Raw genomic sequence first — 13,671 nt, 5'->3', positions numbered from 1 at the left:
GGGGTCCGGCACGTGGCCGGGCCCCCGCGTGCCACCGGTGGGACCTACTCGGCCGCCGCGTCCACCGCCTGGGCCCTCAGCGCCCGCTCGACGCCCGCGCGGGACTCCGAGACCAGGCGGCGCAGGGCCGCGCCCGGCTCGGCCGCGGCCAGCCAGGTGTCGGTCCTGGCCAGGGTCTCCTGGGTGACCTGGACCGACGGGTAGAGGCCGACGGCGATCTGCTGGGCGATCTCGTGCGAGCGGGAGTCCCAGACCTCCTTCAGCACCTCGAAGTAGGTGTCCGCGTACGGCGCGAGCAGCTCACGCTGGTCGGTCTGGACGAAGCCCGCGATGACCGCCTCCTGCACGGCGTTCGGCAGCTTGTCGGACTCCACGACCGAGGCCCACGCCTCCGCCTTGGCCTCGGCCGTCGGCCGGGCCGCGCGGGCGGTCGCGGCGTGCCGCTCGCCGGCGGCGGTCTTGTCGCGCTCGTACTCGCCGGCGATCTCCGCCTCGTCGAACCGGCCGACCGCGGCGAGCCGCTGGACGAACGCCCAGCGCAGCTCGGTGTCGACGACCAGGCCCTCGACGGTCTGGGTGCCCTCCAGCAGGGCGTCCAGCAGGTCCAGCTGCTCCGGGGTCCGCGCGGTCGCCGCGAACGCCCGCGCCCAGGCCAGCTGGTGGTCGCTGCCCGGTGCCGCCGCCCGCAGATGGGCCAGCGTGGCGTCGGTCCAGCGGGTGAGCAGGGCCTCGCGGGCGGCGGGGTCGGCGTACAGGTCGACGGCCAGCTTGACCTGCCGGTGCAGCGACTGCACGACGCCGATGTCGGACTCCTTGCCGACGCCGGACAGCACCAGCGACAGGTAGTCGCGGGTGGCCAGCTCGCCGTCGCGGGTCATGTCCCACGCGGAGGCCCAGCACAGGGCGCGGGGCAGCGAGGACTCGAAGTCGCCGAGGTGCTCGGTGACCACCGCGAGGGACTGCTCGTCCAGGCGGACCTTGGCGTACGACAGGTCGTCGTCGTTGAGCAGGATCACCGCGGGACGGCGCCTGCCGGCCAGCTGCGGTACGGCGGTCAGCTCGCCGTCGACGTCCAGCTCGATCCGCTCGGTGCGCACGAGCTTGCCGGACGCCTCGTCGAGGTCGTAGAGGCCGACGGCGATCCGGTGCGGGCGCAGGATCGGCTCGCCCTTGGCGCCGGCGGGCAGGGCCGGGGCCTCCTGGCGGACGGCGAAGGTGGTGATGGTGCCGTCGGCGCCGGTGACGATCTCCGGGCGGAGGATGTTGATGCCGGCGGTCTCCAGCCACTTCTTCGACCAGGTCTTCAGGTCGCGGCCGGAGGTCTCCTCCAGGGCGCCCAGCAGGTCGGACAGACGCGTGTTGCCGTACGCGTGCCGCTTGAAGTAGGCCTGCACGCCCTGGAAGAACTCGTCCTCGCCGACGTACGCCACGAGCTGCTTGAGCACGCTGGCGCCCTTGGCGTAGGTGATGCCGTCGAAGTTGACCAGCACGTCGTCCAGGTCGTTGATCTCGGCCATGATCGGGTGCGTGGACGGCAGCTGGTCCTGGCGGTAGGCCCAGGTCTTCATCTGGTTGGCGAACGTGGTCCACGAGTGCGGCCACTTCGAGCCGGGCGCGGCGGCCTGGCAGGCGACCTCGGCGTACGTGGCGAACGACTCGTTCAGCCACAGGTCGTTCCACCACTCCATGGTGACCAGGTCGCCGAACCACATGTGGGCCAGCTCGTGCAGCACGGTGGCCGCCCGCACCTCGTACGCCGCGTCGGTCACCTTGGACCGGAAGACGTACTGGTCGCGGATGGTGACCGCGCCCGCGTTCTCCATGGCGCCCGCGTTGAACTCGGGCACGAACAGCTGGTCGTACTTCTTGAACGGGTACGCGTAGTCGAACTTCTCCTGGAACCAGTCGAAGCCCTGCCGGGTGACGTCGAAGAGCGCGTCCGCGTCCAGGAACTCGGCGAGCGAGGGCCGGCAGTAGATGCCGAGCGGCACGCTCTGCCCGTCCTTCTCGTACACGCTGTGCACGCTGTGGTACGGGCCGACGATCAGCGCGGTGACGTACGTCGACATGCGCGGTGTCGGCTCGAACGCCCACACGTTGTCCGTGGGCTCGGGCGTCGGCGAGTTCGAGATCACCGTCCAGCCCTCGGGGGCCGTCACGGTGAACCGGAAGGTGGCCTTCAGGTCGGGCTGCTCGAAGGAGGCGAAGACGCGGCGGGCGTCCGGCACCTCGAACTGGGTGTACAGGTACGCCTGCTCGTCGACCGGGTCGACGAAGCGGTGCAGGCCTTCGCCGGTGTTCGTGTAGGCGCAGTCGGCGACGACCCGCAGCACGTTGCGGCCCGGCAGCAGACCCGCCAGGGCGATCCGGGAGTCCTGGAAGACCTCCGCGGGGTCGAGCGCGTCCCCGTTGAGGGTGACCTCGTGGACGGCGGGCGCCACCAGGTCGATGAAGCTGTCGCCACCGGTTTCGGCGACGTCGAAGCGCACCGTGGTCACGGACCGGTAGGTGCCGCCGTCCTGCGCCCCGGAGAGGTCGAGTTCGATCTCGTACGAGTCAACGGTGAGCAGCTGCGCCCGCTGCTGAGCCTCTTCGCGAGTCAGGTTTGTGCCAGGCACGCGGTCATCTCCTCGTCATGTGTCGGTTGCGCCATCCTTCCATGCGACCCGAGGAGACGGCGATGCCCGGGTGCGGTGGCCCGTCCGCACTGACCAGGCACGGGGCACCGGCACCCGGCACGGATCACCGGTCAGGTGCCGTTGGCGTTGCTGTCCCCGGTGGTCTCCTTCTTGTCCAGCGGGCGGATCACGATCTTCGTCGGCATGTCAACTCCCGTTCCGCGCAATGGTGTCGGGCCTCTCCATGGGAACCTCGGGGGCGGACGGTGTCAAGGGAGACGGGTGGGCCCGGGGTGCCGGGGGTGTCACGGCTGCCGCCGGTCGACCGCCGTCCGCAGGGCGTGCAGTACGGTGCCGACCGCCGCGCCCGACTCCGCTCCTCTGCGGACGGCCGCCAGCACGTGCCGTACCGGGCGGTCCGCGGTCAGCTCGCGCATCACGACCCCGTCGCGGCGGCCGACGGCCATCCGTGGAACGAGGGCGACCCCCATCCCGGCCTCCACCATCGCCAGGATCGCGGTCCATCCGGAGGCCGAGTGGCCCTGGTGCGGGGTGAAGCCGGCGGCCTCGCAGGCCCGGCGGGTGATGTCGGCCCAGGGGCCGCTGCCGCCGAAGATCCACGGTTCGGCGGCCAGGTCGGTGAGGCGGAGCCCGGCGGTGGCGGCCAGCGGATGGCCGGGGGGCAGGGCCGCGTCGAGCGGGTCGGCGAGGAGCGGCACGCGGCTGAAGCGGGCGTCGGCCGCGCTCGGCGCCTCGGCGGCCAGCGAGAGGGCGAGGTCCACCTCGCCGGCGGCCAGCAGGTCGTAGGCCTCGGCGGCCTCCGCCTCACGGACGTGGACGGTCACCGCCGGGTGGGTGGTGCGCAGCGCCCGCACGGCCGGTACGACGAGGGCGGGCACCGCCGTGGAGAAGGCGCCGACGCGCACCTCGCCGGCCTCCCCGTCCCGGTATGCGGCCAGCGCCGCGTCGGCGCGCTCCACCTGTTCGAAGACCGCGTCCGCGTGGCGGAGCACAAGCCGGGCCGCGTCGGTGAGCCGCACCCGGCGGCCCTGGGCCTCCAGCAGGGGCACGCCGAGCTGCCGGGCGAGGTTGGTGAGCTGCTGGGAGACGGCGGAGGGCGTCATGTGGAGGGCCTCGGCCGTGGCGGTGACGGTGCCGCGTTCCCGCAGGGTGTGCAGGATCCGCAGCTTCCTCAGGTCCCACTCGGCCATGGCGGCACGCTACCGGACCCGGCTCCCGGACCGGCTTCCGCGCCCGGGGCCCGCGCCCACGACAACCCCGCCCAGGACGAGCGCCATCGCCGGCAGGGCCGCGCGGCCGGTGGTCTCGCCGAGGAGGGCCCAGGACAGCAGGGCCACACACACCGGCTGGAGGTAGTAGACGACGCCCGCGCGGCTCGCGCCGATCACGGCGACCGCCTTGTTCCAGGCGAAGAAGGCCACCGCGGAGGAGGCCACTCCGACGTAGAGCAGGGGCAGGACGGTGCCGGGGACCGGCCGGAAGCCGCCCTGGACGGCCACGCTGACGGCCTGGGCCGGCAGCAGCAGGACGGTCCCGGTGAGGAACGTGGTGAACAGGAAGGCCGTACCGCCGAGGCCGGCGGGCCTGCGGCGGAGCAGCGCGCTGTATCCGGCGAAGCAGCAGGTGGCCGCGAGCATCCACAGGCCACCGGCGCCGAAGCCCACCCCGGCTCCGCCGCTTCCCCCGCTTCCGCCGCTTCCCCCGCAGACCAGCAGCGCGACCCCCGCGCCGGCGGCCAGCAGCCCGGCGGTGCGGCGTGCGCCGAGCCGTGCGCCGCCCAGCCGCTCGAACAACGCCATGAGGACCGGCGACGCGGCCATGACCACGCCCATGGTGGCGGCCGGTGTGGTCAGCGCGGCCTGGTTCACGAGGGTGTTGTAGAGGGCCACACCGAGGAGGGAGGCGAGCAGCACGTAGCCGGAGTGCCGCCGGATCAGGTGCCGCTGCCGCCAGGCCCGCGAGGCGCCGAAGGGGGCGACGGCGGCGAGTGCGATCAGCCAGCGCCAGAAGGCCTGCTGGACGGGCGGGACGCTGTCGTGCAGGGCGCGCGAGGTGACGAAGCTGCCGGACCAGACCAGGGTGGCGAGGGCGGCCAGGGCGAGACCGGCGAGGGGGGCGGTGGTGGTCCGGCGGGGGGCCGGGAGGAAGGGGGCGGGGGTACGGGGGGAGGTGGTGGTCGCGTTCGGGCCTGCGGGCACGTGGGTCCTTTCCTCTCGGGGGCGTGCCCCCACCGTCGCAGCGGCGAACCATCAGGTCCATCGAATCTTTTCGATCATTCCGTTCAAAGAAACTGAACAATCGACTGGAGCACGGCATCGCCGCACGCTTGACCTCGTCCGGCGGCGACCTCGGATACTCGGCCCATGCAGCAGCGCAAGGACGACGCCGACGCCGTGGACGACATCGTGGGCCGGTGGGCCGCCGTACGGCCCGGCCTCGACACCACGGCGATGGAGGTCTTCGGCCGCGTCTTCCTGCTGGCGCGCGCGATGGGCGACCGCCTGGAGAAGGCGTACGAGCGCTACGGCATCTCCCGCGGCGAGTTCGACGTCCTCGCCACCCTGCGCCGCTCCGACGAGCCCCACGCCCTCTCGCCCCGCCGGTTGTCGGCGGCCCTCATGCTCACCACGGGCGGCATGACCGGTCGCCTCGACAAGCTGGAGCGGGCGGGTCTGCTGCGCCGTTCCCCCGATCCACACGACCGTCGCGCCCTCCAGGTGACGCTCACCGAGGAGGGTCTGCGGCTCGTCGACGAGGCGGTCGGCGCGGGTCTCGCCGAGCAGACCGCCGCCCTGGCCTCCCTCGACGCCGAGCAGGCCGGCCAGTTGGCCGGCCTGCTGCGGGAGTTGCTGCGCTCGACGGCCGGGTAGCCGCCCTTGGTCTCAGGCGCCGGGCCCGAGGTGCCGGGCGAGGGTCGCCTCGACGGAGGAGCGGTCCGCGGAGTCGGCGGCCCAGGCCACGTGTCCGTCAGGGCGCACCAGGACGGTCGTACGGCGGTCGCTCGCCCAGCGGGCCACGGCCAGTCGGTCCGCGGGCCCTCCCTCGTACGGTTCCGGGGTGATCAGGACGAAGCGGCCGCCACGCAGCGCCTCGTAGAGGCGGCGGCCGTCGGCGAGGGGCACGTCCGGAACCCGGGTGCCGGTGAGGCGGTGGGCGCCCTTCGGTGCGGCGTACGCGTAGCCGAGGCCGGTGACCTGCGCCGCTACCTGGCGGCGGGCCGGGCCGACGGCGTTCAGGACGGTGGTGAGGGCGGCGCGGGCCGCCAGGGTCCAGGGGCGCTTGGCCATGGCGAGCCGGACGATCCCGCCGCTGCTGCGCAGCACCGCCTTGCCGACGGGGTGCCGTTCGCCCTGGTAGCTGTCGAGCAGTTCCGGGTCCGCGTGGCCGGTGACGACGGCGGCCAGCTTCCAGCTCAGGTTCGCCGCGTCCTGAAGGCCGGTGTTCATGCCCTGCCCGCCGGCCGGGGTGTGCACGTGGGCGGCGTCCCCGGCGAGGAAGACCCGGCCGACCCGGTAGGCGGGCGCCTGCCGCTCGTCGCTGTGGAAGCGGGACATCCAGCGGGCGTCGTGCATCCCGAAGTCGCGGCCGAGCGCGAGACGGGTGATCTCCTTGACCTCCGCCAGGTCCAGCGGCTCGTGGTCGGGCACGTTGCGGCCGCGGTGCCAGCCGATCACCCGGTAGTAGCCGTCCCCGAAGGGCGCGAGGAAGGCGAAGGCGTCACCGACGGCGTTGACGGTGAGGAGGGTGGGGGGCTCCTCGGCGAGCTTGACGTCGGCGAGGACGACGGACCGGATGACCGACTTGCCGGGGAACGGCTGCCCGACGGCCTCCCGCACCGCGCTGCGCATCCCGTCCGCGCCGACGACGTACGCCGCCCGCAGCTCCTCGGTACGGCCCTCCGGCCCGCGGACCACTACCGTCACCCCGTCCGCGTCCTGGGTCAGGCCGGTCAGCTCGGTCTCGTGCCGGAAGTCGACCCCGGCCTCGGCCGCGCGCCGCAGCAGCACCTTCTCGACCTCGTACTGCGGGAGGACGAGGAGGTGGTTGAAACGGGAGGGGAGCGCGGCGAGGTCCACCGTGAGCCGGCCGAAGAGGCGGAGCTGCTGCAGGGGCTGGCCGACCGCCTCCAGGTCGTCGGCGAGGCCGCGGGCGTCGAGCTGTTCGAGGGTGCGGGCGTGCAGGACGAAGGCGCGGGAGAGGTTGCTGATCTTGCGGGGGCGCTTTTCCAGGAGGGTGACCGGGACACCGGCGGTAGCGAGGTCACCGGCGAGGAGGAGGCCGGTGGGGCCGGAGCCGGTGACGATGACGCGGGGGGTGATGGTCGAGGTACCGGTGGTGCCAGTGGTGCCGGTCATGGAGGCCTCCTGGGGCGCCAACACTTGTGGGCCAACGATTGTTGGTCAACGCTTGTTGGCAACCTTAGAACCGAGGCGGGGGCGGTGTCAACACCTGTTGGCATACGCTTGTTGACCCACACGCGTTGGCATACACCCGTTGGCACGCGCCCGTTAACCCACAAGTGTTGGCCCACACTTGTTGACCCACACCTGTTGGCCTACGCTCGTTGGCATGACCGGCATCGGCAACACGAAGAACGCCCCGCCCCGCCGCAGCGACGCGACCCGTACCGCGATCCTCGCCGCCGCCCGCGAGCGTTTCGCCTCCGACGGGTACGAGCGGGCCACCATCCGCGCCATCGCCAAGGACGCGCGCATCGACCCGTCCATGGTGATGCGCTACTACGGCAGCAAGGAGGGCCTCTTCGCGGCCGCCGTACAGCTCGACCTGCGGATGCCGGACCTGGGCGCCGTACCCCGCGACGAGTTCGGCCGGGCGCTGGTGACGCACTTCCTCGGCATGTGGGAGGAGAACGAGGAGCTGACGGCCGTCCTGCGGGTCGGGGTCACCAATCAGGCCGGGGCCGAGCGGATGCAGCAGATCTTCCGGGACCAGTTGCTCCCCGTGGCCCGGCAGGCGTGCCCCGACCCGGAGCAGGTCCCGGTGCGGGCCGCCCTGTGTGCCGCACAGCTCCTCGGACTCGCGCTCACCCGGTACGTGCTGCGGCTGCCGCCGACGGTGGCGCTGCATCCGCAGGAGATCGTGGCGTGGGTGGGGCCGACCGTGCAGCGGTATCTGACCGCGCCGAGTCCCTGAGCCGCGCGGGAGTGAAACGCCGAGGGCGCCGGTCTCGTCCGGCCCCTACGGCGGCGTGCGCGCGTACGGACCGGAGGACGGGCGCCCTCGGCGGCGGAGACGGGGTGGGCTCAGGCCTTGGCCTGGGCGTCGCCCTTGACGTTGATGTTGGACGAGGTCGTGTCCGCCTTGCGGTGGGACTTGTCCAGCACCATGACCAGGCCAGCGATCACCACGAACAGGCCCAGCGGGATCAGCACGTAGAGGCCCACGGTCTGGATGGCGCTCAGACCCGGGCCGGGGTCGTCACCGTCGTCGCGGGTCAGCGCGAGGGCAGGGGACGACATGAGCAGCATCATCAGCGTCGTACCGGCGGCCAGGGCGCCGGCGCGCAGGGCGTTCTTCTTGTCCACGGTCCCCAAGTTAGCGAACGCCCGGAACGGCCGCGCGCCCGGGGTGGTGTAGCGGGGCCGCGCTCGGGTCCGCGGCCCCTGGGCGCGGCACACCTCGTGCGCCGCTTCACGCACCCCCCGCACCCCCTGCGGCCCGTCGGCAGACCTCCAGCAGGGCCCGCAGGCGTGGCGATGCCGTGAGGTCCTCCAGCGCCACCGGGCGGCCGTCGGCGTCGGCGACCGGCAGGCGCCAGTTGGGGTACTGGTCCCAGGTGCCCGGCAGGTTCTGCGGGCGGCGGTCGCCGACGCCGTCCGGGAGCCAGACGCCGATCATGCGGGCCGGGGTGCGGAGCAGGAAGCGGTGGACGCCCTGGATCTCGGCCTCCTCGTCGGAGCCGGGCGGTCCGGCGGCCGGGCTGTCGAGCAGGCCGAGGCTGCCCAGCAGGGCGAGCCATTCGGCGGTGTCGGCGGCGGCCTCGGCGCGTTCCTCGGCGGCCGCGCGGGTGAGCAGGCCGAGGCTGTCGCGCAGGTCGACGTGTTCGCCGGTGAGCCGGGCGGCGGTGGGCGGCAGGTCGTGGGTGGTGGCGGTGGCCAGGCAGTCGGCGCGCCAGCGTTCGGGGGGCAGGGGGCGGCCGTCGCCGGTCCAGTCGCGCTCGAACCAGAGCACGGAGGTGCCGAGCACGCCGCGCCGCTGGAGGGTCTCGCGTACGCCCGGTTCGACGGTGCCCAGGTCCTCGCCGATCACCACCGCCCCGGCGCGGGAGGCCTCCAGGGCGAGGAGGGCGAGCATGGCGTCGGCGTCGTAGCGGACGTAGGTGCCCCCGGTGGGGGCGCTGCCCGTGGGGACCCACCAGAGGCGGAACAGGCCCATGACGTGGTCGATGCGCAGGGCGCCGGCGTAGCGGAAGAGGGCGCGCAGGAGGTGGCGGTAGGGGGCGTGACCGGAGGCGGCGAGCCGGTCGGGGCGCCAGGGCGGCAGGCCCCAGTCCTGGCCGCGGGCGTTGAAGGCGTCGGGCGGGGCGCCGACCGACATGCCGGCGGCGAAGTGGTCCTGCTGGGCCCAGGCGTCGGCGCCGGCCGGGTGCACGCCGACGGCCAGGTCGTGCACGATCCCGACGGCCATCCCAGCCTCCTTCGCCGCGCGCTGGGCGGCACGGAGCTGGCCGTCGGTGAGCCAGGCGAGGCGGGAGTGGAAGGCGACGCGCTCGGCGAGGGTGTCGCGGGCGCGGGCGGTGTCGGCGGAGCGGGGGTCGCGCAGTCCGCCGGGCCAGCGGTGCCAGTCGGAGCCGTGGGTCTCGGCGAGGGCGCACCAGGTGGCGTGGTCCTCCAGGGCCTGGCCGTGGGCGGCGCGGAAGTCGTCGTAGGCGGCCTGGCGGCCCGGTCCGAGCGGCACCCGGAGGACCAGTTCCAGGGCCTCGCGCTTCACCTCCCACACCGCGTCGCGGTCGATGAGGGCGCCCTTGTCGAGGACGTCGGCGCGCAGCCGCTCGGCCCGCTCCAGCAGCGTGCCGAGCCGGGCGCGGTCCTCGACGTACGCGTACTCGGGGATCTCCTCGACGCGCAGATGCACGGGGTCGGGGAAGCGGCGGGACGACGGCCGGTACGGGGAGGGGTCGGTGGGCTCCCCGGGGACGGCCGCGTGCAGCGGGTTGACCTGCACGAACCCGGCGCCGGCGGTGCGTCCGGCCCAGCCGGCGAGCTCCGCGAGGTCGGTGAGGTCGCCCATGCCCCAGGAGCGGCGGGAGAGCAGGGAGTACAGCTGGACGAGGAGGCCGTACGACCGTCCGGCGGGGGCCGGCAGCCGGTCGGGGGCGACGACGAGGTGGGCGTGACCGGTCCGCCCGTCGGGCACGGTGGCACTCACCCGGTGGACGCCCTCCGGCAGCGCCTCGGGGAGGTCTCCGGTGCCTTCCCACACCTCGCCGTCCTCGGTCTCCACGCGCAGGCGGGTGCCGGCGGGCAGGGCCGGCTGGACCGCCTCGGCGCCGGTCCAGCGGACGATCGTCGGCGGCAGCAGCCGTTCGCGCAGCTCGCGCTCCCGTTCGGCGAGCGCGGCGCGTACGGCGTCCGGGGTGGCCGCTTCGACACCGAGGGCGGCCAGGGCGGCGACCACGGCGGAGGCGGACACGGTGACCGTGCGGTCCGGGGAGGGGCTGTAGGAGGTGGCGACGCCGTGCAGGGCGGCGAGCCGGGTGAGATCCCCGTCGAGGGCTTCGGAGAGGGCTTCGGCCATCTACAGCGCCGGGCCGTAGAAGTCCGGGACGGGGTCGGACTCGCTGGTCAGCGGGGTGGCTTCGGCGAGCGGCGGCTCGCTGGTCAGGGGCTCGGCGTCGGGCAGCGGCGGCTCGCTGGTGAGCGGGGCCTCGGCGTGGGCGCTCTCCGCGCTGAAGACGCACACTCCCCGTACCTCGATGAAGGCGGACGGCTCCGCCACGGGTTTGGAGGGGGCGGGGATCGGGAGGCGGGTCGACACGGCCACGGTGGCTCCTTGTGGGTAGGTCATCGCGTGCTGCGGTTTCCGGTGGTTGGTTTCCGGTGGTTACGGCAGGCCTACCCCGTCTCGGCGAGGGCACTCTCACTCGCTCGGGGAGCACGGGTGCCCTACGGGCGGGCTCCGGGGATGTCAAGGGGTCGTGAGGGGGGTGCACTGGGGGCATGCTGAGCGCGTTGCGCCGGCGCTGTTACCGGCGGCGACGGCGTTCGCGGTGGGGGTCGCGCTGTACGTCGGGTGCGGGGCGCGTGCCGAGGGGCCCCGTGGATGACGGGGCCCCTCGGGAGGTGGGTGCTCAGCGGGAGGTGGGTGCTCAGCGGGAGGTGGGTGCTCAGCGGGAGGCGACGGCGCCGTCGTAGACGTTGTCCGGGGTGATGATGCCGGTGATCGCGCGGGCGAGGAGGGTGGAGGGCTCCTGTCCCTGACTGGTGGAGTCCGTGTTGATCATGATGACCATGGTGGCCTTCTGGGAGGGCAGGTACATGGTCACCGTCTCGTAGCCCGGGAGGGAGCCGTTGTGCCCGATCCAGCCGTTGGCGTTGAAGATGCCGAGGCCGTAGCTGGTGCCGGGGAAGCCGGTCGGGAGGGTCTTGAGGCGCTGCGCCTGGGTCCGGGGGCTGAGGAGTTCGCCGGTGGCGACGATCTTCGCCCAGCGGCGCAGGTCGTGCAGGTTGGAGATCATCGCGCCGGCCGCCCAGGCCCAGCTGGGGTTCCAGTCTGTGGCGTCGGCGACCGCGCCGGTCAGCGTCTGGTCGGTGTAGCCCCGCGGATGCGGCTCGGGGAACTCGGGACCGTGCGGGAACAGCGTGTGGTTCAGGCGGGCCGGCCGGAGCACGCGGGTGTGGATGACCTCGGCGAGCTGCTGTCCGGTGACCTTCTCGATCGCCAGGCCGAGCAGGATCAGGTTGGTGTTGGAGTACTGGAACTGCGCACCCGGCGCGAAGGTGTTGTCGTGCTTGAAGGCGTACGCGAGCAGTTGTCGCGGAGTGAAGTAGCGCTCGGGGTCGCTCAGCAGGTCGTGGACGAAGTCCGGGTCGGCGCTGTACGGGAACAGTCCGCTGCGCATCTCGGCGAGCCGGCGCAGCGTGATGTGGCGGCCGTTCGGCACACCGCGCACGTAACGGGAGATCGGGTCGTCCAGCCCGATCCGGTGCTGGTCGACGAGTTCGAGCAGCGCGGTGACCGTGAAGGTCTTCGTCTCGCTGCCGATCCGGACGTAGGGGCGGGTGGTCATCGGCCTGCCGGTGGCGGTGTCGGCGACACCCGTCGCGCGCACGTAGCAGCCCTTGCCCGGCAGCCACAGTCCGACGACGACACCGGGGATGGCCGCCTGCTTGCGGACCTCCGCGATCGTCTTGTCCAGCCGGCCGCTCACCTCGGGGCTGAGCCTGCCCGTACGGCAGTCGTCGTTGCCGCCCCGGACGGCGGTCACGGATGTCGTGGTGGTGACGGCCGTGGCCCGGGGGGCGGGGGCGGAGGTGGCGGAGGCCGTGGCCGCCGGGACGGCGAGGGACGCCACGAAGGCGGTCGCGGCGAGCAGCCTGCGGGGAGGGGTACGTCGCATGTCGGGCGCCTCTTCCAGTCACGGTCACGACTCGGACGGCCACATCACCACCGGCGACTCGCCGAAAAAGCTCTCTTCTGATAAGCGAACCGGCGAGTCCACTCGTTCGGAGCCATTCGGAGCCACGGGACCGGCCGGTCCGGCCCTCGCCCGGTTCCATCAGGAGGCGATGCCGTCGAACTGCAGGACGCGGTAGGCGCCTTGGGCGGTCCACTGGGAGACGATCAGGGTCAGGGAGTTCGGGCCGGCGCTCCCGGGGTGGATGTAGCCGCCGTACAGGTTCTCCACCTGGGGGCGGCCCCAGTGGGCGGGCGGCCAGGTGTCGCTGCCGACGATCCGCGGGGTCGGCGCCGACCAGGGGGCGTCGGGCCGGGAGGCACTGCGGGTGCTGATCGAGCCGTCGGTGACGTCGAAGTAGCTCATGCAGTACCGGTCGCCGATCCGCTTGACGGAGAACTCGCCGATGTTGTTGCCGGGTCCGAACAGCGAGGCGGGCGGGGTGCCGTCGGTCGCCCAGTACCAGCCGCCGTTGTAGGCCCAGTTCTGCTGGGCGCCGAAGTCGCCGGCGCGGAAGTCGCCGGGGTTGATCCGGAACAGCTGGATCGCCCCCTGGTCGGCGGTGTTCTTGTGGGTGCCGTTCCAGCGCTTGGAGAAGATGTACAGCCAGCCGTCCGGGTCGATGCCGGCGAAGGACCACATCCCGTACATCGACTGGTTCACGCCCTGGTACTGGCCTGCCCAGTGGTACGGGTAGTCGGTCCAGGTCCGCCCGTGGTCGTCGGAGTAGGCGACGCCCGACATCAGCGAGCCGTCCTCCCCGGCGGGCAGCGGGTCACCGCCGATGCCGTGCACCACGGAGGTGTACTGAAGATAGGTACGGCCGCCGAACTCGATGCAGTCGTTGGGGATGCGGGTGCTCTCGGTGCCGTAGCCGTTGTCGGCGTTGTGCGCGTAGTCGAACAGCTGCCTGGCCTGGCCGTCGGGCATCGCCCACGTGAAGGAGATGGGCGATCCGGAGGGGTCGTAGGACGCCTGGTTCAGCATCACCGGGGAGCCGAGGTAGCCGTTGCCGGTGTCGAACGAGTCGCCGAACACGTAGCCCCAGGTGTTGTCGTGCTCCCGGTAGTACGGGATGGCCAGGTCGCCGCTGCCCAGCCCGACCCGGCTCGCCGAGTCGCCGGGCTGCTGGCACAGGGGGGCGCCGGTCTGGCCCACGCCGTTGGTCGCGGCGGCGGGCGTCGCACCGGCCACGCCCGCGCCTACGGCGAGACCGGCACCCAGGGCGAGACCGGATCCGGAGCGGAGCAGCGACCGGCGTGTGATGCCACGGGGCAGCCGGGGTGAGGTGGACATGGGTCTCCGTAAGTTGTTAGGCGGCCCGGGAGGGCCGGGTGTGGCTTATGGGTCCTTGCCATCAGTGGCTTCGAAGGAGTGGCCGCCCGGTTCTCCGGG

Annotated in this window: 11 protein-coding genes; 2 read left to right on the top strand and 9 right to left on the bottom strand. The window is 73.1% G+C overall.

From position 1 onward, the window contains the following. Positions 1-44 precede the first annotated feature (44 nt). The 3 genes from pepN to ABZ854_RS34285 all read right to left on the bottom strand — a co-directional run bounded on the left by pepN (position 45) and on the right by ABZ854_RS34285 (position 4,735). Positions 45-2,618, bottom strand: coding sequence for an aminopeptidase N (gene pepN / locus ABZ854_RS34295; protein WP_361219112.1), 2,574 nt, complete (start codon positions 2,616-2,618; stop codon positions 45-47). Positions 2,619-2,923: 305 nt separating this feature from the next. Then, positions 2,924-3,829, bottom strand: coding sequence for a LysR family transcriptional regulator (locus ABZ854_RS34290; RefSeq protein ID WP_361219109.1), 906 nt, complete (start codon positions 3,827-3,829; stop codon positions 2,924-2,926). 9 nt (positions 3,830-3,838) lie between these two features. Beyond that, a complete protein-coding gene (locus ABZ854_RS34285; RefSeq protein ID WP_361219152.1) occupies positions 3,839-4,735 on the bottom strand; it encodes a DMT family transporter in 897 nt (298 codons plus the stop codon). Between the two features lie 267 nt (positions 4,736-5,002). Here ABZ854_RS34285 and ABZ854_RS34280 point away from each other — a divergent pair, with 267 nt between their 5' ends. Then, positions 5,003-5,509: a MarR family transcriptional regulator gene (locus ABZ854_RS34280; RefSeq protein ID WP_361219106.1), complete on the top strand. Its 507-nt coding sequence runs from the start codon at positions 5,003-5,005 to the stop codon at positions 5,507-5,509. A gap of 12 nt (positions 5,510-5,521) precedes the next feature. Here ABZ854_RS34280 and ABZ854_RS34275 read toward each other — a convergent pair whose 3' ends face one another. After that, entirely contained in the window at positions 5,522-6,994 is a 1,473-nt protein-coding gene (locus tag ABZ854_RS34275; protein ID WP_361219103.1) for an FAD-dependent monooxygenase, read from the bottom strand. A gap of 214 nt (positions 6,995-7,208) precedes the next feature. Here ABZ854_RS34275 and ABZ854_RS34270 point away from each other — a divergent pair, with 214 nt between their 5' ends. After that, positions 7,209-7,793, top strand: coding sequence for a TetR family transcriptional regulator (locus tag ABZ854_RS34270; protein WP_361219100.1), 585 nt, complete (start codon positions 7,209-7,211; stop codon positions 7,791-7,793). 110 nt (positions 7,794-7,903) lie between these two features. Here the strand turns inward: ABZ854_RS34270 and ABZ854_RS34265 are convergent, their stop codons facing one another. The 5 genes from ABZ854_RS34265 to ABZ854_RS34245 all read right to left on the bottom strand — a co-directional run bounded on the left by ABZ854_RS34265 (position 7,904) and on the right by ABZ854_RS34245 (position 13,572). Further along, positions 7,904-8,185, bottom strand: a complete 282-nt coding sequence (locus ABZ854_RS34265; protein ID WP_129309161.1) for a hypothetical protein — start codon at positions 8,183-8,185, stop codon at positions 7,904-7,906. Positions 8,186-8,291: 106 nt separating this feature from the next. Beyond that, a complete protein-coding gene (gene malQ, locus ABZ854_RS34260) occupies positions 8,292-10,397 on the bottom strand; it encodes a 4-alpha-glucanotransferase (protein WP_361219097.1) in 2,106 nt (701 codons plus the stop codon). After that, positions 10,398-10,643: a hypothetical protein gene (locus tag ABZ854_RS34255; protein WP_361219094.1), complete on the bottom strand. Its 246-nt coding sequence runs from the start codon at positions 10,641-10,643 to the stop codon at positions 10,398-10,400. A 343-nt stretch (positions 10,644-10,986) separates the two neighbouring features. After that, positions 10,987-12,219, bottom strand: coding sequence for a serine hydrolase domain-containing protein (locus tag ABZ854_RS34250; protein WP_361219091.1), 1,233 nt, complete (start codon positions 12,217-12,219; stop codon positions 10,987-10,989). 159 nt (positions 12,220-12,378) lie between these two features. After that, entirely contained in the window at positions 12,379-13,572 is a 1,194-nt protein-coding gene (locus ABZ854_RS34245) for a DUF4185 domain-containing protein (RefSeq protein ID WP_361219088.1), read from the bottom strand. Between the last annotated feature and the right edge of the window lie 99 nt (positions 13,573-13,671).

The sequence above is a fragment of the Streptomyces sp. NPDC047028 genome (assembly GCF_040644095.1).
GTDB lineage: Bacteria > Actinomycetota > Actinomycetes > Streptomycetales > Streptomycetaceae > Streptomyces.
The sequence above is the reverse complement of the archived record's forward strand: the minus strand, read 5'-3'. Positions and strand labels throughout refer to the sequence as shown.

Coding starts and splice junctions, on each gene's coding strand:
- ABZ854_RS34280 (WP_361219106.1), top strand. CDS start 5,003: ATGCAGCAGCGCAAGGACGACGCCGACGCCGTGGACGACATCGTGGGC.
- ABZ854_RS34270 (WP_361219100.1), top strand. CDS start 7,209: ATGACCGGCATCGGCAACACGAAGAACGCCCCGCCCCGCCGCAGCGAC.
- ABZ854_RS34250 (WP_361219091.1), bottom strand. CDS start 12,219: ATGCGACGTACCCCTCCCCGCAGGCTGCTCGCCGCGACCGCCTTCGTG.
- malQ (WP_361219097.1), bottom strand. CDS start 10,397: ATGGCCGAAGCCCTCTCCGAAGCCCTCGACGGGGATCTCACCCGGCTC.
- ABZ854_RS34275 (WP_361219103.1), bottom strand. CDS start 6,994: ATGACCGGCACCACTGGCACCACCGGTACCTCGACCATCACCCCCCGC.
- ABZ854_RS34245 (WP_361219088.1), bottom strand. CDS start 13,572: ATGTCCACCTCACCCCGGCTGCCCCGTGGCATCACACGCCGGTCGCTG.
- ABZ854_RS34290 (WP_361219109.1), bottom strand. CDS start 3,829: ATGGCCGAGTGGGACCTGAGGAAGCTGCGGATCCTGCACACCCTGCGG.